This is a genomic window from Microbacterium sp. Leaf151 (assembly GCF_001424225.1).
GTDB lineage: Bacteria > Actinomycetota > Actinomycetes > Actinomycetales > Microbacteriaceae > Microbacterium.
The window spans coordinates 770,963-790,103 of record NZ_LMOR01000001.1; the positions used below are offsets into that span (position 1 = coordinate 770,963).

Sequence of the window (19,141 nt, forward strand, 5' to 3'; positions counted from 1 at the left end):
CTCCAGACCCCGACGCGACTTCCCCTCGAAGGAACCTCATGACCAGACACACCGCTCGTCGGCTCCTGTCGGCATCCGCCGCCGCGAGCCTCGTGGCAGGCCTCCTGGCGCTGGCACCCGTCAGTCCCGCGGCCGCCCTTCCCAACCCCCTGCTCGGCGACGGATCGGTGTACTCCGCCGACCCGGCCACCCTCGTCGTCGACGACACGCTGTACGTCTACGCCGGCCGCGACGAAGCGGGCCCCACGACGAACGACTTCATCATGAACGAGTGGCAATCGTTCTCGACCACCGATGTCGAGGGCGGGCAGTGGGAGAACCACCCGGCGCTGATGCGGCCGGAGCAGGTGTTCTCGTGGGCGACCCCCGGGCGCGCCTACGCGGGCCAGGTCGTGCAGGGCGGCGACGACCGTTTCTACTGGTACGTGCCCGTGCACGAGGCCGGGAGCACCTCGGTCGATCCGTTCGGCATCGGTATCGCGGTGTCCGACACTCCCTCGGGCCCGTGGACCGACTACGCCGGTGGTCCGATCGTGTCGCAGAAGATCCTGGGCAACGACGCCCACAACATCGACCCCACCGTGTACGTCGCCGACGACGGTCGCGTGTGGATGTACTGGGGCAGCTTCAGCCGCCTGTTCGGTGTCGAACTGGCATCCGACATGAAGACCCTCGTCGGCACGCCGACCGAGATCCGCAGCGGTGTCGACGGGTTCTTCGAGGCCGCCTGGCTGTTCGAGCGCAACGACACGTACTACCTGGCCTACGCGGCGAACACCGCGGGCCCCGACAGCTGGTGCACCCCCGCGGTGTACCACGCGTGCATCGCCTACTCCACGGCGCCGACGCCGATGGGTCCGTGGACCTCGCAAGGCCGCGTGCTCGCGCCGGTGTCGTCGACAACGAGCCACCCCGCCATCACCGAGTTCAAGGGCGAGTGGTACATGGCGTACCACACCGCCGATGCGGTCGGCGGGAACCACTTCCGCCGCTCGGTCGCCGTCGACAAGGTCGAGTGGGACGACTCGGTCACACCCGCGCGGATGAAGCCGGTCGTCACCACGCCGGTCCGCGACGACGACGCGACCCCGTCGCAGAACGTGGCGCCGTGGGCGACGGCATCCGCCTCCAACGAGCCGATCCCGGTGCAGTACTGGATCGCGGCGCTCAACGACGGCATCGTCCGTCCGAACCCGCTGCCGCCGGACATGTGGGGCTCCTACGGGGCGGACCGCCCCGCGAGCCAGTGGGTGCAGTACGACTGGGCCGAACCGGTACGCGTCGATCGCTCGTCGATCCAGTTCTGGAGCGACCGCGAGCCCGGGACCGGAGACGGCGTCTCGGCCCCTGCATCCTGGTCGCTGCAGTACTGGGACCAGGGTCGCTGGAACGACGTGCGGAACCCCAGTGGCTACCCCACGACGGTGCGGCAGATGCACGAGGTGACCTTCACCCCGGTGACGACGACACGCCTGCGGGCCGTGATGAACGCCGCCCCCGGCAAAGCCACGCCCGTGAAGTACTCGGCCCTCGCTGTCGAGGAGTGGTCGGTCGGGACCGTCGCCGCCGACGGCTTCGAGCCGGCCACCACCCGCACGCTGGTGGGTGAGGCGCCCGAACTGCCCGAGACCGTCGCGCTCGTCTACGGCGCCGACCGCGTGGCCGCGCCCGTGAAGTGGGATGCCGTCGACCCCGCGTCGTACGCGACGACCGGCACCTTCACGGTCGCCGGTACCGCGCAGGGCTACGCCGCCGGGCGCGTCGAGGCGACCGTGACGGTCGTCGGAGCCGACACCTCGCCGGACACCGTCGCCCCGGAGGTCGGCATCGAACTGCGCGGACCGAAGGGTGCCGGCGATTGGTACGTCGGGCCCGTGACCGCGCGGGTCACCGCCACCGACGACCGCGATGTGCGCTCGCGCATCTCGGTGGGGATCGACGGCGGGGCCCTGACGGACACCGCCGACGTGCGCCGCGTCGACACCGTCGTGGCCGTCGACGGCTCACACACGGTGATCGCGCGGGCGACGGATGCCGCCGGCAACTCCTCGGCCGACGCCACGGCCGCGTTCCGTATCGATGCGACGGCCCCTCGGGTGACCGCGCAGCTCGACGCCACCGCGCGCACCGTGTCGGCGACGGCGACCGACGGAGGCTCCGGTCTCGCCGGGCTCGAGTACGCGATCGACGAGTCCGCCGCCTGGAAGCCGCTCACGGGGGCCGTGTCGGCGCCCAGCGTGGAGCGCCACGTCGTCTTCGTGCGGGCGACGGATGCGGCGGGCAACGTCTCGACGCCGACGGCGACCACCATCCCGCGTTCGCCCGACGCGCCGTTGACCGGCAACGTGGCGCGCTTCGCGACCCCGACCGCGTCGTCGGCCTCGGGGTGGGCGCCCGTCGACAACGTCATCGACGGGTCGACCACGACCGGCTGGGGCACCTGGCCCCGGGTCGGGGAGCAGTGGGTGCAGCTCAGCTGGGATCGCCCGGTACGGCTCGATCGCGCGGGTGTCCAGTTCGGCCGGGACGCCGCCGACAGCGCGAACGCCGGACTCATCCCGCCCCGGTCGTGGGTGCTGCAGTACCGCGACGCCGCCGGCGCCTGGCATGACGTCGACACCGACGACACGTACGCCCGGTCATCGGACGCGGTGAACGAGGTCGCCTTCGCCGCGGTCGAGACGACCGCTCTGCGCGCGCTCATGCAGTCGTGGGGCGCCCAGGAGGGTCAGGGCTCCGCCGCGATCCAGGAGTTCGAGGCGTGGGCCGCCGAGGCGCCCGCTCCGACGCTGGTGATCGAGTCGTCGGCCTCGACGCGGATGATCGCGGGCAAGGCGTACGTGATCGCGACGGCGAAGAACAGCGATGACGTGGCCGTCGATCTGGTCTTCACCAGTGCGTACGGGACCAAGACGGTCACGGGCGTGCAGCCGGGGAAGACGGTGAGTGCGTCGTTCACCTCGAGGAAGTCGTCGATACCCGCGGGAGCGGTCACGGTGGCGGCCATTGCCACCGTCGACGGCGCGCAGGTCACCGAGACCTTCGAGGCATCGTACGGCGCCCAGAACTGACGTCTCGGGAAGGGGGCGGGTCCGCCCGCCCCCTTCCCTCCCCGACACGAATCCCCCGATCCGCTCGATGAAGAGAAGAGACCTCCCATGACCCCCATCGATCCCCTCGTCCTCACCCGGCGCGCCCTGCTCGGATCGAGCGCCGTGGGTGGCCTCCTCGCCGCCTCGGGCGCTCTCTCGGCGTCGCCCGCGACAGCCGCCGCACCCGCGGCATCCGCCTTCCGCCTGCCGGGACTCCAGCACTCGGCCGCGGTCGTCCGGGCCGCGGCCCGCGAGGTCGCGCCCGACGCCTGGACACTGCAGCCGTTCCCGCTGAGCGCGGTCACCCTCGGGCAGAGCGTCTTCACCCGTGCGCAGAAGCAGGCTCTGATCCTCAACCGCGCCTACTCCGTCGACGCCCTGCTGGCGGTGTTCCGCCGCAATGCGGGGCTCGACACCCGCGGCGCGACACCGCCGGGCGGATGGGAGGAGTTCGGTCCGGCTCCCGACGATCAGCGCTGGGGACCGTCGGAGTACCGCGCAGGACAGAACGTGCGCGGCGCGGGCGGGCTGCTGCGGGGGCACTTCGCCGGGCATTTCCTCAGCGGCCTCTCGATGGCGTACGCGTCGACGGGCGAGGGCGCGCTCGCGCAGAAGGTCGGAGCCTTCGTCGCGGGTCTCGAGGAGTGCCGGGTCGCTCTGGCCGCACAGAAGGTCGGTACGGCGTCGAGGTACTCGCATCCGGGCTTCCTCTCCGCATACGGAGAATGGCAGTTCTCGGCACTCGAGAATTACGCACCCTACGGCGAGATCTGGGCGCCGTACTACACGCTGCACAAGATCGTGGCGGGACTGCTCGACGCGCACGCCTACACGGGGAACACCCTCGCGCTGACCCTGGCCGAGGGGATCGGCCACTGGGTGTACTCCCGGCTGTCGAAGTGCGCCCCGGCGCAGCTGCAGAGAATGTGGTCGCTCTACATCGCGGGCGAGTGCGGCGGCATGAACGACGTGCTCGTCGAGCTCTACTGGCGGTCCACGGACCCCGCCCGCGAGGAGTTCCTTCAGGCGGCGAAGCTGTTCACCTACGACGCCCTGGTCGACGCGTGCGCCGCCGATCGCGACACGCTCGACGGCCGGCACGCCAACCAGTACATCCCCACCTTCTCGGGATACCTGAAGCTCTACGACCAGACGGGTGAGGAGCGCTACCGCACGGCCGTGACGAACCTCTTCGGCATGGTCGTCCCGGGCCGTGCCTACGCCCACGGCGGCACGGGCGAGGGCGAGCTGTGGGGCCCGGCCGACGCGGTCGCCGGCGACATCGGCAAGCGGAACGCGGAGTCGTGCGCCGCGTACAACATGCTCAAGATCGCGCGCTCGCTCTTCCTGCACGACCAGGACCCGGCCTACATGGACTACTACGAGCGCACGGTGCTCAACCACATCCTCGGCGGACGCCGCGACGCCGAGTCGACCATCAGTCCGGAGAACTGCTACATGTTCCCGGTCAATCCCGGTACCCGTAAGGAGTACGGCGACGGCAACATCGGCACGTGCTGCGGCGGCACCGCCCTCGAGAGCCACGTGAAGTACCAGGACACGATCTACTTCCGCTCGAAAGCGGGGGACGCGCTCTACGTCAACCTCTACATCGCGTCGACCGTCGACTGGGCGGAGAAGGGGCTCACGCTCGTGCAGACGTCGTCGTACCCCGAGGCCGACACCTCGACGCTCGAGTTCACCAGCGCCCCGGCGGGTTCGTTCACGCTGCACGTGCGCATTCCCGCGTGGGCGCGCGGAGCGACCGTCAGCATCAACGGCGAGCGGACGGATGCCGACACGGCGCCCGGCACGTACGTCGCCCTTACCCGCTCGTGGGCGACGGGCGACAAGGTCGCCGTCACCATTCCGCTCAGCCTGCGCGCCGAGCCCACCCCCGACCGCCGCGACATCCAGGCGCTCGTCTACGGCCCGGTCGTGCTGACGGCCATCGACTCGTCCACGCGGTACGCGAGCCTGGCGCTCTCGTCGAAGGCCGGCCTCGACGGCTCGATCAGCCGGGGCGTCACCCGGCGCAGCGGCAACGTCTTCGAGATCGACGGGCGCACGTTCGAGCCCGCCTATTCGGGGAGAGACGTGGCGTACCACATGTACTTCCAGCGATCCGAGCCCACCGTCGCCTTCGCCGGCGTCGACTCGAAGGTGCGCAATCCGACACGCGGTCAGGGCGGGCCGAGCCTTCTCGAAGAGGTCTGGGCGAAGGCGCCGTTCGCCGATCGGACGGCCTTCCTGGATGCCGTGCGCTCGGTGTCGCAATCGTTCACCGACGCGAACCTGCTCACCGCCCGCGACCGCCAGAAGGTGCTGCTCGCTGCCGGCCGTGCCCCGATCGACGCGTGAGAACGAGAGGCCCCATCATGCACGCACCTCGTTTCGTCTCCCGGGCGTTCGTCGCCCTCGTCACGCTCGCCCTCGCCCTCGGGACATCCGCGGCGATCCCATCGCCCGTCGCCGCCGAGACGCCGGGCAACATCGCCGTCGCCTCCGGCGAGCACGCCCCCGACGTCGCCGTCAGCTACGTCCCGCCGTGGAACTCCGCCGCTGCCCTCAACGACGGCGCATCGAGGCCCACCGACAGCCTGAACGCGATGTGGGGCACATGGGGCGCCAGTCCTGTTCCCGACACCGACGTCGCGACCTACACCTGGGACACCCCGGTGACGGTGTCGGCATCCACTCTCTTCCTCTGGCAGAACGCCGGGGTCGGTGACGGCGGCGTGCGCGTCCCCGCGGGATGGTCGCTGGAGTATCAGGATGCCGCCGGCGAGTGGGCGCCCGTGCGCGGCGACGACATCGCCTACCCGCTGCCCGCCTTCGACCCGGCGCAGCCGAAGACGTCGCTCGCGCCGGTGGACGTCGTCTTCGACGCCGTGACCACACGGGCGCTGCGGCTCACCCTCGAGCGACAGGTCGTCGACGGCCAGCCCCACGCGACCAGCGTGATCGAGTGGGAGGTGTCGGGCATCGCCGCGCCCGACGACCCCGACCCCGAGCCGAGCGACGGGTTCGTGGCGGCGGAGGACGTCGCCGTGCGCACCCTCACCGGTGCGCTGCCCGCGCTGCCCTCCCGCATCTGGGTGGTGGGCGCCGACGCGCCCCTGCGGGAGGCCTCCGTCACCTGGGATGCCGTGACGCCGGCCGACGTGGCCCGGCCCGGCACCCTCGCGGTCACCGGACGGGTGAGCGGATACGAGGGCCAGACGGTCGCGGCCACGGTGTTCGTCGCCGACGAGCTTTCGCAGGCGATGACCTCCATCGACTACACCTCGGTGATCACCGCTCCGGGGGTGGCTCCCGTGCTGCCCGCCACCGTGCGTGCCGCGTTCGACGACGGCACGGCCGCCAGCGGCGTCCCCGTCACCTGGGACCCCGTCGCGCCGGAGGCCTATGCCGACGCCGAGGCGATGTTCGACGTGCCGGGAACCGTCGCGGGCTTCTCGGCGGGGGCGCTCGCGACCGTGTTCGTCGTCGCGCCGGTCGATCAGACGACACCCCTGGTCTCCATCGCCTTCGACGCCGCTCCCGAGGGTTCCGGCTGGTACATCACAGCCCCGAAGGCGGTCGTGACGGCCCAGAAGACGGCCGCCGACATCGCCTCGATCGAGGTCAGCCTCGACGGGGGCACGACGTGGCGTCCCTACACCGAGCCGGTGGCGGTCGACGTCGAAGGAGAGATCACCGTCCGCGCGCGCGCCACGGCGACCGACGGCGCCGTCGGCGAGGCGCGGGCGAGCGCGAAGGTCGACACCGTCGCGCCGGTCACCGGGGACCGGATCGAGGTGGTCGACGGGGTCTCCGCCCTCGTGACGCTCTCGCCGACCGACGCCCAGCCCGGTTCCGGTCTGTCGCGCACGGTCTGGTCGGATGGTCCGGATGCCGACCCTGCGGGTGCGTCGAACAACATGTTCGCCACCTACGAGAAGCCGTTCTCGGTGGAGCTGACCGACGCCCCGCGCTTCGTGCACGTGCGTTCTCAGGATGCCGCCGGCAACGAGGAGTCGACGCGGACGATCACGCTTCCGCCGCGCACGGAGACCCCGACGCCCGCCCTCGAGATCGAGTCGTCGGCGGTGACGCGGATGATCGCCGGCAGGGCCTATGTCATCGCGACGGTGAAGAACACCGACGATGTCGCGGTCGACCTCGTCTTCACGAGCGCATACGGCTCCAAAACGATCAAGAGCGTGCAGCCGGGGAAGACGGTGAGCGCATCCTTCTCATCGCGGGCGACGACCGTCCCCGCCGGACAGGTGCTCATCAGGGCTACCGCCGTCGTGGGTGGGCGGGAGGTGTCGGTGGAGCGAACGGCCGACTACAGACCCCTCTGAGCAGACGCGGCGGGTCGATGTCTTCGGCGTCGGCCCGCCGCCCTTCTTTCGATCCGGAGGATCACCCATGCCCCGACCGTCGAGCCCAGCCTGGCAACGGCCCAGCATCTACGACGTCGCGCGTCTCGCCGGTGTCTCGCACCAGACGGTGTCTCGCGTCCTGAACGACCACCCGAACGTTCGCGCGTCGACGCGCCTGCGGGTCCTCCAGGTGATCGAGCAGATCCACTACACGCCCAACATGGCCGCGCGTGCGCTCGCGACACAGCGTGCGCGGCGGATCGGGGTGTTGATCGACGGTCCGGTGCAGAACGGTCCGAACAGCACCCTGCGCGCGTTGGAGAGGGCCGCGCGAGAGGTCGGGTACGCAGTGAGTGCGTTCTCGATCGGTGACGACGAGGCGTCGCAGATGGACTCCGGGGTCATGGAGCTGGTCACCCAGGGTGTCGATGCGCTGTGCGTGATCGCGCCCCGGGAGTCGTCGTTGGACCTTCTGCGTCAACAGACGACGGGTCTGCCGACGATCGTGGTCAAGGCCGAGGCCGACCCGTCCTGGCACACGGTTGGAGTCGACCAGCGACGAGGGGCGCGGCTCGCGGTCCAGCACCTCATAGATCTGGGGCACCGCACGATCGCCCACCTGGCGGGCCCGATCGACTGGTTCGATGCGCGCGAGCGTGCGCAGGGCTGGCGGGAGTGTCTGGCAGAGGCGGGGTTGCCGGAGGGGCCCTACGTGCTCGGTGACTGGACGTCGGACTTCGGGTTCGAGGTCGGTCGGTCGTTCGAGCTGGGGAACACCACCGCGGTGTTCGCGGCGAACGATCAGATCGCTCTCGGTGTCATCCACGGGCTCCACGATCGCGGCATCCGCGTCCCCGAGGACGTCACCGTCATCGGCTTCGACGACGTCCCCAATTCGCGGCACTTCCTGCCCCCGCTGACCACCGTGCGCCAGAACTTCGCCGAGCTCGGCGAACTGGCGTTGCGGCGGATCATCGCCGCCATCGAGGGCGACGTCGAACCCCGCCACGCCACCATCCAGCCGGAGCTGGTCGTCCGCGAATCCAGCACCACGCTAGCGGGGGAAGTGCTCGCCGCTTCGGGGGCGTCGCACCGCCGGTGGCGCGTGCCTACTTCTTGGCATCCTGTCGCGGGATCACGATCTGCTTGATGATCAGCAGCACCGACGCCGTCACGGGGATGGCCACGAGGGCTCCCAGCAGGCCGAGCAGCGTGCCGCCGACGAGCGCGCCGATCACGACCAGAGCTCCGGGGACCGAGATCGTGCGGTTCATCACGCGCGGCGTCAGCAGATATGCCTCGATCTGCATGTACACCAGGTAGACGATCGCGAAGATCAAGCCGGCGGTCGGGCTGACGATGAGGGTGAACACCGTCGCCGTCGCCCAGAAGAGCACGGAACCGACGAGGGGGATCAGGGTGATCCCGAACGCGAGGGCGGCGAGGAGGGCGGCGAACGGCTGCTGCAGGATCGTCAGCACGATGAACGCGAAGACCGCGTTGCACAGAGCGAGTACGACCATGCCCGCCAGGTACCCGCCGACCGAGTCGGTGATCTGGCCCGTCATGTCGGAGACCGTGGCGCGGCTGCGCGCGGGGGTCAGGCGCACGAGGCTGTTCTTCATGCGGGGCAGGGATGCCAGGAAGTACAGGCTCAGCACGAGCACGATGATCGCGCCCGAGATGAACGTGCCGATGGAGATGCCCACCTGCAGCAGACCGCCGCCGATGGCCGCGATGTTGGTGGGGTTGGTGACGAAGCTCTGAACCTCTTGGAGGACATCGCCGAGGCTGTCGCCGAAGTTCGCCTCGACCCACCGCACGGCGTCGCTGTCGATGAGGTCGTTGGTGAAGGCGGGGATGTCGCCGATGAACTGCTCCACTTGGCGCACCACCGGCGGTATGAGCAACCACAGCGACCCGGCGAGGACGATGGCGAGACCGCCGAAGACGATCACGATCGACCACGCGCGAGAAAGGCCGCGGCGCATCAGCATCCGCACGAGCGGGTCGAGCGCGAGGGCGACGAACAGCGCGATCGCGATGTAGATGAGGACGGTCGAGAGGTTCGACAGGGCCAGGGCCAGCAGGATGGCCGTCAGCCCGCCCAGGGTGAGGAAGAACCCGGCGGCGTAGGGTCGCGACACCGCGGTCCACATCGGCCTGTCGCGTGACGTGGCGGCCCCGGCTTCGGCGCCTACGGCGGTGGGGTCGGGGCGCGTCGATCGGCTCATGGTCACACTGTAGGACTCCCGGGTCGCGGCGTACGCAGCCTCGCTCGGCGCGGTAGGGTCGAGGCGATCTGGGAGGACACATGACCGACGCCGACCCCTCGACGATCCTTCAGGGGCTTCGCGGCAGCATCGACAACATCGACGCCGCGTTGATCTTCCTCCTCGCCGAACGCTTCCGCTGCACGAAGCAGGTCGGCGTGCTCAAGGCCCACCACGGGATGCCGGCCTCCGATCCCGCGCGCGAGGAGCAGCAGATCGCGCGACTCACGCGCCTGGCCGAAGACGCCGACCTCGATCCGGCCTTCGCCGAGAAGTGGTTCAACTTCGTCGTCGCCGAGGTCATCCGCCACCACCGCTCCGCCGCCGCGCAGCCCGCGGAGGACTGACCCCGCGGTCTGCAGCCGTCTGAACCCGACCGGGATCCGTCAGCTCCCCGAACGGCGGCGTCTCCCAGGTCAATGGCCGATGGGTCCCGGGGAAGAGTCCCTTGCGAGACGCGAAAGTTCTGGCGGCGGCGAGCCTGCGCGAGCTTCTGCATACTCAATCGCCTAGTGCGGGTCAGAAGTCGCGGTCGTTGAGTCCCGAACAATGGGGTTGATGGGAGTTCACGCGTTTTGTGGCGAGTCACACCGTTAATGCCGCTGACGACGTCGGTGATCGCCCATTCGATTGCCTGCGCGAAGGGGATGGTGACCGACGTCAGGGATGGCGCTGTGGCTTCGCGCAGCCAGGGCCTTGGGTGGCTGGCATAACGGTGACTGTCGGCGGTAATCCTCGGGTGCCCCGTCACCACGATTGAGGCGATGTCGCTACCGGCCGGGGCCACGATGTTTGAGCAGACGGCGCGCGCCGGCGGAGTTCTCGACCGCAATGGCCATGAATAAGGCCTCGCCCTGCGAGATTGAGCCGGACGCCAGCGGCACGACGCGGGGGTACTGATCGCCGTTCAGAACGATCACGGATGTGACGGCGTCGTACCCGGCATCTTTGATCGCTGCGTGGTCGAACTCGACGAGGAGACTTCCTGCTGCCACCTTTTGATCGCAGCCCACCTTGGGGGTGAAATGCTCGCCGTCCAACGTCTCCGCGCCGACTGCGATATGGATCAGCACCTCCACGCCCCCCACATGGCGAAGCACAATGGCGTGGTTCACCGGGTAGACGGCGACAACGGTGGCGTCGAACGGTGCGACGACTGATCCGCTGAGAGAGCGGATGGCAAGGCCTTGCCCCACGCTGCCGTCTGCATAAGCGACGACTGGCGCTTGGCTGAGCGGAACGGCGATACCCGTCTGCGGGCTGAAGATGGGCAGGTTGTTGCTCGCACCTTTCGCCTGTACGGCTGTTGCGCGCTCGGCGAGTTTTCTGACGAACGCGGCGGTAAGGGCGAAAAGTCGCGCGCCGGTGAGAAGAAGTAGTTGCGACGTTGTTCGGAAGCCGCGCAGGGGAAGCGCCGCGCAGGGGGAGCTACGGGCCCATCTCGCCGCTGGGAACCTCCACGACCCCGGGTGCTCTTGAGCACCCGGGGCACGGCGTCCCGTTGCCATCCCCCCACGGGATAACAACGGACGTGCGTGGGCCTCGGGCCCGCTTAGCTGCGACATGGTCTTGCGCTCCTTCTGATAACGCTTGCAGAACCATACCTTGGCAGCCCTCCAACTTGATGATAGCGTTTTCACGCCTGCGAATGATCCACCCGTAACGGGATCCGTCGGGCTGTCACGTCCACTCGATGAAGAGGAAACATGCCGCACAAATCGCACACTCGGCGCGCGTTCGCTACACGGCTTCTGGCCTGTACGACAGTCGCGCCGCTCGTTCTGGGAACGGCCCTCGTGACCGCTTCCCCGGCCTCGGCCGTCGATCCGTTGCCCGCCCCCGTTCTGTCGTACAACTTCAATGACGCGTCCAACGGCGTCGTCACCAACTCCGGTTCGGGCGGGTCCGCGCTCAACGGAGTCATCAAGAACGCCACAACTCTCGATCGAGGGCAGGGCCCGACCTCGAGTACCGGCACATCCGTGAAGCTCCCGGGTGCCCAGATCGGTACGAAGGATGCGCCGTACCTGCAGATCCCGAAGGGTCTGTTCGACCAGGATCGGGCTCTTACGGTGTCGACGTGGATCAAGTGGGATGGGCAATACGGGAACCAGAATCCGTGGGCTTACATCGTGGGTAGCGATGGCCTCCCCGGAAACAACTGGGGCCTGTATTACCAGCCCTCGGAAGGTGGCACGTCCGCCGCGGTGGCAAACACCGGCACCGAGGTGAAAGCCTTCAACGAGGTTCTGCCGGCGAACAAGTGGACGTACATCACCACGAGCGTCGACGCTCAGAGCATCTCGTTCTACGTCAACGGCATCCTCGTCAAGAAGGAAGCCGGCCAGTTCGATCTGACCAGGCTCGCATCCTCGGCCAGCACCTTCTCCGGACTGATCGGGCGCACGCAATGGACGGGCGACTACGCAGCGTACTTCCCCGGCGAGTTCGACGACTTCACCGTCTACGACTCCGCCCTGAGCGCTGAGCAGGTTGCAGAGCTCTTCAAGGGCTACACCGGCGAGATCACCTCGGTAACCCCCCAGGAATTCGCGGTCACAACCCCCGTTGGGCGGGCTCCGCAGCTTCCCTCGACCACGAAAGTCACCTACTCCGGCGGATCCTCGGTCGATCTCCCCATCACGTGGGACGCCGTGCCCGCAGACAAGTACGCCACCCCGGGAACCAGGTTCACGGTGCAAGGCAAGGTCCCAGGCTGGGCCAATCCGCTGACCGCGAACGTCTCGGTCGAGCAGCGTCAGACCGAGAACTTCGTCGCCGACTTCGGCCAGAACACCGGTACGTTCAAGGGCGGCGCAACCGGCACCCTCTACGGTCTGGGCGATGAAACCTCCCCCACACAGGCGCTGGTCAACGGTGCCGCGATGACCACGATCTCGCAGAAGCCGCCTCTGGGCACCCAGCACCCGGGCGGCGACGCACTCAACGTCGAAGACTCGTTCTTCGCCAAGTGGGGCCGTGAGCTCGGGGTGTACACCCAGGACTACTACCCTGACTGGCCCTACCACTTCAACACCCGCCCCGGGGATGACTGGACGTTCAATAAGGACGCGAGCGGCAACCCCACCGGCGAGAAGGTGGCCGGTGGAAACGGGGTATGGGATTACCTCGAGGTTCTCGACAGCGTCGCCGAGAAGATCGCGACCGGCTCGGACCACCCCGAAAAGTTCGTGTTCATCCCCTTCAACGAGCCCGACTGGATCTGGTACGGACTGAACAGCCCGCGCTACACCAACTACCTCGTCAAGGGCGGGCAGCCCGACAGCTTCACCCCCAACGGCGTGAGCGACTGGAAAGCCGCGTGGGACACGATCACCGCCGCATACGCACGGCACGGGCTGGAGCGTCCGATGATCGCGGGGCCCGGCGACTCGATCTACATGGGCGAAGCCCGCATGACCGAATTCATGACAGCCGCCAAGGCGAGCAACTCCGTCCCCGACATCTACGTCTGGCACGAGCTCGGCGGATACTCCTGGCTCCCGGATCGCATGGTCGGATACAAGCGCGCCGCGGCCGCCGCCGGCATCGCTGAAGCCGACATCCCCCCGGTGAACATCACGGAATACGGCTCGATCACCGACATGAGCGGCCCCTCGAGCCTGCTGCACTGGTTCTCCAGCTTCGAGGCCGCCAAGGTCGACGCGCAAACCGCCTACTGGACGGCGTCGGGCACCATGTCCGACAACCAGGCCCTGGCCAACTCCGCCAACGGCGGATGGTGGACCTTCAAGTGGTACGGCGACATGCACGGCACCGAAACCGTCAAGGTCACCCAGAACCAGGAGAACGGCATCGCCAGCATCGACAAAGCCAACCAGCGGGCGCAGTTCCTCATCGGAAACGTGGATGCCGGCAAGGACGCCCAGGTACGCCTGGACAACCTCAGCGGCTTCGGCGACACCGTCGACATCGAAGTCCGTGAGGCGCGCGTCAGCGGTGTCGATGGCCAGCAGACCACCCCGCCCGTCGTGGCGACCGCTGACAGCCTGAAGGTGGCGAACGGATCGGTCTCCATCCGCGTCCCGTCCTCCGACATCCACAGCGTGTACCAGGTGATCGTCACCCCGGCCGCCAACCGAGACGTCACCGCCGAAGCGGCCAAACAGCCGGCGTCTTACTCGATCGAGGCGGAGAACACCGCTCTCACCAATGCCCGCGTGCGTACCTCTCCTGGTGACAGCTATCACGCGTCGAACAACCTCGACGTCGTGGAGTTCACCCAGGCGAACTCCCGCTCGGACTGGAAGGTCAACGTCGCCGCCGACGGGCGGTACCGCTTGCAGGTGATCGGCGCGTCCACGGGCGTTCCCGCACAGCACGCGCTGTTCGTGGACGACAAGCTGTCCCAGCGTGTGCAGTACGGCGCCACGGGATGGAAGCCCGGCAAGGTGCAGTCCACCGCTCGCTCCAGCGCCGAGGTCTACGTCCAGCTCACCGCTGGCGAGCACACCCTGAGCGTTCGCACGAGTGAAGACGGATCCACCATTCTGCCCAACGCCGCCAACGAATGGGGCAACGGCAAGGGCGTCTCCCTCGATCGCTACACGCTGACACGCGTGGGCGACACGTCTAACACGGAGTCGACGACGTACCCCGCCTCAACGTTCCGTTTCGCGGGCGGGGCAGCCCTCACCTGGGACGGCGCTCAGCGCGGGTCTGCGGCAATCGGTGCCGGCCAGCGCGCAGACGTCTATCCCGCCGTGATGGAGTCCGGTTACTACGACGTCAACGTCGCGTGGGCTGGTCCGAGCAACGGCACGGTGGAGCTGAAGGTCAACGGCCGTACAGCAACGACGCTCGGCTCCGGGACGTCCACCGTCCGCGTGCACCTGCCGCAGGGCGTGTCCGAGTTCGAGCTGTTCGGGAGCAACGGCGTCACAGTGTCTCAGGTCACCACCACTCGAGCCGTGGAGGGCGACAAAGCAATCGTCCGCGTCGAGGCGGAAGACGCCTCGAAGGTGACTCTGGGCGGAACCGCCAAGGTGCAGACCTGGGGCAACCAGCCCACCGACGGGTTGGCCACCAACGGGTCAGGCACCGGGTACGTCACCGGCCTGGGAATCACCGACGCCAACGCCGACAACGAAGGCACCATGACCGTTCGCCGCGGCGAAGGGTTCTCCCAGGCGGGCGAGTACGACGTGGTCGTTCACTACTCCAACGACAACATCGAAGGGACGCACGAATACAACCCGCAGGTCGTCGACACCGGCCTGGAGGCGAAGGAGGGCAGCAGCGCGCAGAACGCGGGGCGCTCCACGTTCCGCTACACCTACGCCAAGACCAACTTCTTCGAGACAGCCATGAAGCTGACACTGAAGTCCAACGGTGACGCGATCCGGTTCGGCAACACACGTCAGACCCTCTGGATCGACGAGAAGGGTAACGGCAATGCCTCCGACGACGTCGCTGTCGACGGCTACGCCGTAGGGCCGAACGTCGACTGGATCGAGTTCGCACCATTCGTGCTCGACTCCGCTTCGGCTCCGGCCTTGCAGATGGAAACGTCGGCCTCGACTCGCAAGATCGCGTCCAAGGCGTACGTGGCGGTGGAAGCGGTGAACAAATCGACCGTACCCGTGACGTTCGAGATCGTTACGGAGTTCGGCAAGAAGACCTTCACGTCGGTGCAACCGGGCAAGAGGGTCAGCGTCGCCATGAACTCGGGGAAGTCGTCTATCCCTGCGGGCAAGGCCACCGTTACCGCTACCGCCACCATCGACGGCAAGAAGGTCACCGCGACCTCTGAAGCGCCGTACAACGCACAGAACTGACGAGTGGGTGGGGGGCAGGTTCGCCTGCTCCCCACCCATGACCCGTAGGAGATGCATATGAGAACATCTATTCGTTTCGGTGTCGCGGTTCTGGCCGCAGCGCTGATGACCACCGGCGGCGCCGCTGTCGCCGCAATTGCCGCTGATCCTGTGGACGACGGCCAGATCGGCGTCGATGTCGCCATCACCCCACAGGAAGGACCCGGCGCCCTCACCATGACCGTGGCACCTGGCCGTGCGACTCTCGCTGAGCAGGGCTCGACGGGTGGAGCCCGTCAGTTCGTCGGCACTATGCCCCAGGTCACCGTCACAGACACACGCAGCGGTGATCAGATCGCCGATGGAGCCGCCTGGGCTGTGCTGGGCTCTGCCGGGGACTTCACCAACGCAGACGGGGACACCATCGAGGCGAAGTACCTCGGATGGAGCCCCCGCCTGGTCGCGGGTGACGACGACGCCATCTCCGTCGGTGGCGATGTCGACGGCGTACTGCAGGGTGAGATCGGAAGCGACCAGAGCCGTGGACTGACGGACCAGGAGCTGCTGTACCTCAGCGACGCCGAAGCACTGCCTGACGGCGGCGCAACCTCCACTGCGACAGCTGACCTCACGCTCCGTGTGCCGGCCACGGTGGCTTACGGCCAGTACACCTCGACGATCACCCTGTCGCTCTTCGAGTGACCTCGACCTCGTCCGGCCTGCCTGACTGCACCCGATAGCCAGGCAGGCCGGACGACTTCGGCCCGAGGTTACCTGCCCCAAGCAACACCCCCCGCGACGCCCGCGAAGAGGGGCAACAGAAGGCGGGGAATGACCGCAGTCGGTCGGCTTCTGGCCACCGTCGCCGCCGCAGCGGGCGCATTCGTGATGCCCCCGCGCCCGCGAGCTGGGCGGAAAGCGGCTCAGGGATAATCCGCGTTGACGCAGGCCTCACTCCTCCCTCCACGACTCCGTCTGTGTCGCCAACGCATCCGGCCACTGGCCACTTCCAGTCACCCCCCGTCCCTTCCAGCAGCCTCGTGGGTGTCTCGTTCGCCGGAGCCGGGCCTTTCGGTGAGGGGCTACTGGCTGGGTTGACGGAAGCCCTTTTGGCTGTCGGCATCACGATGAGTTTGTTGTAGTGGTGACGCGATCCCCCGGCCGCAGACGACCCTGAGCTTCAACGCTCGCGGCGTGCGGCCTGAGTTGAGGCGAAAGCCGGCACGCTTCGGCCACGGCAGCGTGGCCCTGGGCAGCCTCACCACTTGGACATAGATCGCCTCAGCCCCGCGACGGTCAACACCGCCGCCAACGGACTGCGAGTCCCCCTCGGAGCGGAAGCGCGCGGTGCCGATCGCGGTGCGGTAACGGTTTCAGATAGTTGTTGATAACGCTTTCAAGATTGAATACATTGGACGTACTTCTACACGATGGAGAGATGAATGACGACGATGCAGTCCGGACTTGAGGGAGCGGTCTTCGTCCCCTCGTTGACATGGGGCAACGACCAGGTCACGCTGACTTTCGCATGGGGCGACGACTCGCCCGTCTCCTGCGTCGCCGTCGATGTCCTGGGGCAAGAGACAACCCGTCTGTATGAACTTCCTTTCGCCGAAGTTCTCACCGTCGATTCGGGCCACCGTCCCGCTTCCGGGCGCCTAGCGCACACCGAGCACGGCGCGCGCATGCGATATTTCGACCACCGCGTCGATGAGATCGACGGAGCGCACACCCTCGTCATCCGTCAGCGATCAGGCGACGTTGAGACGCAGATCATCCTCACTGCTCGACCGGGAGTGGCTGCGGTAACAAGTCGAATCGCGGTCACGAACGTCGGCATCAATGCTCTCGTTCTCCGTTCGGTGGCCTCGTGGGTCGCCGGGTTCACTGATCCCCATCACCAAGGTGACGCACTGGCGGGGTGGAATCGGGTGACGGGTGTCAGCGACTGGCTCGGCGAAGGCCGATGGACGCGCACCCCTCTTCGCGGACCCGACTTCGTTTCCCTTGCGGAACACCTCACCGGGCACAACCCCCGCGGTAGCTATTCGGCGGTGTCGACCGGCACGTGGTCGACCGGGCATCATCTCCCTACCGGAATCATCAGCTCATCTTCTGCGGGTCTCGCCGTGGCGTGGCAGATCGAGCACAACGGTGCGTGGCGTTGGGAGATCGGTGAAGACACGGACGGTGGCTACCTTGCGCTCTCAGGGCCAACGGACGCCGACTCGGGCTGGACGCGGGTTTTGTCCCCCGCGGAGAGCTTCACAAGCGTACCCGTGGCCGTCGCCTTCGCTGCCGACGAAGAGCGAGTCGTTCATGCCCTGACAGACCACCGTCGCGCCTCCCGACGCGCCCACATTGACAATGCGGCGATGTCGGTGGTGTTCAACGACTACATGAACACTCTCGATGGAGACCCCACGACGGAGAAGCTTCTTCCGCTGATCGAGGCTGCAGCCCAGGTGGGCGCGGAAGTGTTCTGCATCGATGCCGGCTGGTATGACAACTCAGGTCACTGGTGGGACACCGTGGGCGAGTGGACGCCTTCAACAACACGCTTCCCCGGCGGCCTGTCGGAAGTCATCGACGCCATCCACCGGGCGGGGATGGTGCCCGGACTCTGGCTTGAACCAGAAGTCATTGGCGTCCGCAGTCCTCTCGCCGAGAAACTGCCCGCGGAGGCTTTCCTGCAGCGGAACGGTCAACGAATAGCCGAGCACGATCGCTACCACCTAGATATGCGCCACCCGGCTGCTCGAGCACACCTGGACGATGTCATCGACAGGCTGATGGCCGAGTACCGTCTTGGCTTCATCAAGATGGATTACAACATCAACCCCGGCCCAGGCACCGACCACGCTGCAGACAGCGTGGGCGACGGGCTCCTAGGGCACAACCGTGCGGTACTCGCATGGCTCGATGGTGTGCTTGACCGTTACCCCGAGCTCATCATCGAGAACTGCAGTTCAGGTGCAATGCGCATGGACTACGCGATGCTGTCCCGCCTCGCTATGCAGTCGACCTCCGATCAGCAGGACTTCCGGCTTTACCCGGCCATCGCCGCAAGCGCGCCGCTATCTATGGTCCCTGAGCAGGCGGCGAGCTGGGCCTATCCCCAGCCCGAGATGGACGCTGAGGCCTCGGCGTTTTGCCTGGTCACGGGGTTGCTTGGCCGCTTCTACGTTTCCGGTCACCTCAACCGGATGACCCCACTACAACGGGGTCAGGTCGCTGCAGCGATCTCCGTCGCGAAGGACCTCCGAAAAGACATCGCTTCGTCATACCCATCGTGGCCGCTTGGCCTACCCAGCTGGGACGACACCTGGCTATCTCTAGGACTCCACGTTCCCGCCGGTGAACTGGTTTCGGTCTGGCGCCGTGGTGGTCAAGATTCGGTCTCGTTGAGCTTCCCCCACCTCGTCGGCAACGACGTCGAGGTGACCCCGGTCTTCCCCCTGGACCTCCCCGCCTGGCACACCGAGTGGAGTGCCGAGACGGGGACCCTGCACGTGCGCGCGACCGGTATGAGTATCGCCGCGCGCACTTTCCGCCTAAGTGTCCGTCCACCCGAGGTCGACACAGGCGTCAGCACCAGATCACACTGATCACCGAAATGGAGCATTTCA

At 67.5% G+C, this 19,141-nt stretch carries 10 protein-coding genes; 8 read left to right on the top strand and 2 right to left on the bottom strand.

The annotated features are described in order from the left end of the window. Nucleotides 1–38: 38 nt before the first annotated feature. From ASF76_RS03485 to ASF76_RS03500, 4 genes are all read left to right on the top strand, one after another. Nucleotides 39–3,071 (top strand): family 43 glycosylhydrolase, encoded by a 3,033-nt coding sequence (locus ASF76_RS03485; protein WP_082484814.1) that lies wholly within the window; start codon nucleotides 39–41, stop codon nucleotides 3,069–3,071. 87 nt (nucleotides 3,072–3,158) lie between these two features. Beyond that, nucleotides 3,159–5,453, top strand: coding sequence for a beta-L-arabinofuranosidase domain-containing protein (locus ASF76_RS03490; RefSeq protein WP_055952944.1), 2,295 nt, complete (start codon nucleotides 3,159–3,161; stop codon nucleotides 5,451–5,453). Nucleotides 5,454–5,470: 17 nt separating this feature from the next. Continuing rightward, nucleotides 5,471–7,441, top strand: coding sequence for an Ig-like domain-containing protein (locus ASF76_RS03495; protein ID WP_055952947.1), 1,971 nt, complete (start codon nucleotides 5,471–5,473; stop codon nucleotides 7,439–7,441). A gap of 67 nt (nucleotides 7,442–7,508) precedes the next feature. Beyond that, entirely contained in the window at nucleotides 7,509–8,612 is a 1,104-nt protein-coding gene (locus tag ASF76_RS03500) for a LacI family DNA-binding transcriptional regulator (protein ID WP_082484815.1), read from the top strand. Here ASF76_RS03500 and ASF76_RS03505 read toward each other — a convergent pair. Further along, complete coding sequence (locus tag ASF76_RS03505) at nucleotides 8,572–9,696, bottom strand: AI-2E family transporter (RefSeq protein WP_082484853.1); 1,125 nt, start codon at nucleotides 9,694–9,696, stop codon at nucleotides 8,572–8,574. The genes ASF76_RS03500 and ASF76_RS03505 overlap by 41 nt on opposite strands. Before the next feature lie 80 nt (nucleotides 9,697–9,776). Between ASF76_RS03505 and ASF76_RS03510 the strand changes: the two genes are divergently transcribed. Next, nucleotides 9,777–10,082: a chorismate mutase gene (locus tag ASF76_RS03510; protein WP_055952953.1), complete on the top strand. Its 306-nt coding sequence runs from the start codon at nucleotides 9,777–9,779 to the stop codon at nucleotides 10,080–10,082. Between the two features lie 423 nt (nucleotides 10,083–10,505). Here the strand turns inward: ASF76_RS03510 and ASF76_RS16590 are convergent, their stop codons facing one another. Then, a complete protein-coding gene (locus ASF76_RS16590; protein WP_162240799.1) occupies nucleotides 10,506–11,243 on the bottom strand; it encodes a PTS sugar transporter subunit IIA in 738 nt (245 codons plus the stop codon). A gap of 288 nt (nucleotides 11,244–11,531) precedes the next feature. Between ASF76_RS16590 and ASF76_RS03520 the strand changes: the two genes are divergently transcribed. The 3 genes from ASF76_RS03520 (at nucleotide 11,532) to ASF76_RS03530 (ending at nucleotide 19,120) form a co-directional block, all read left to right on the top strand. Then, nucleotides 11,532–15,533, top strand: coding sequence for a LamG-like jellyroll fold domain-containing protein (locus tag ASF76_RS03520; RefSeq protein ID WP_055952959.1), 4,002 nt, complete (start codon nucleotides 11,532–11,534; stop codon nucleotides 15,531–15,533). 57 nt (nucleotides 15,534–15,590) lie between these two features. Next, nucleotides 15,591–16,214 carry a hypothetical protein gene (locus tag ASF76_RS03525; RefSeq protein WP_156459115.1) on the top strand — a complete coding sequence of 208 codons (624 nt, stop codon included), beginning with the start codon at nucleotides 15,591–15,593 and terminating at the stop codon, nucleotides 16,212–16,214. Between the two features lie 740 nt (nucleotides 16,215–16,954). Beyond that, nucleotides 16,955–19,120, top strand: coding sequence for a glycoside hydrolase family 36 protein (locus ASF76_RS03530; RefSeq protein WP_082484818.1), 2,166 nt, complete (start codon nucleotides 16,955–16,957; stop codon nucleotides 19,118–19,120). Nucleotides 19,121–19,141: the final 21 nt, after the last annotated feature.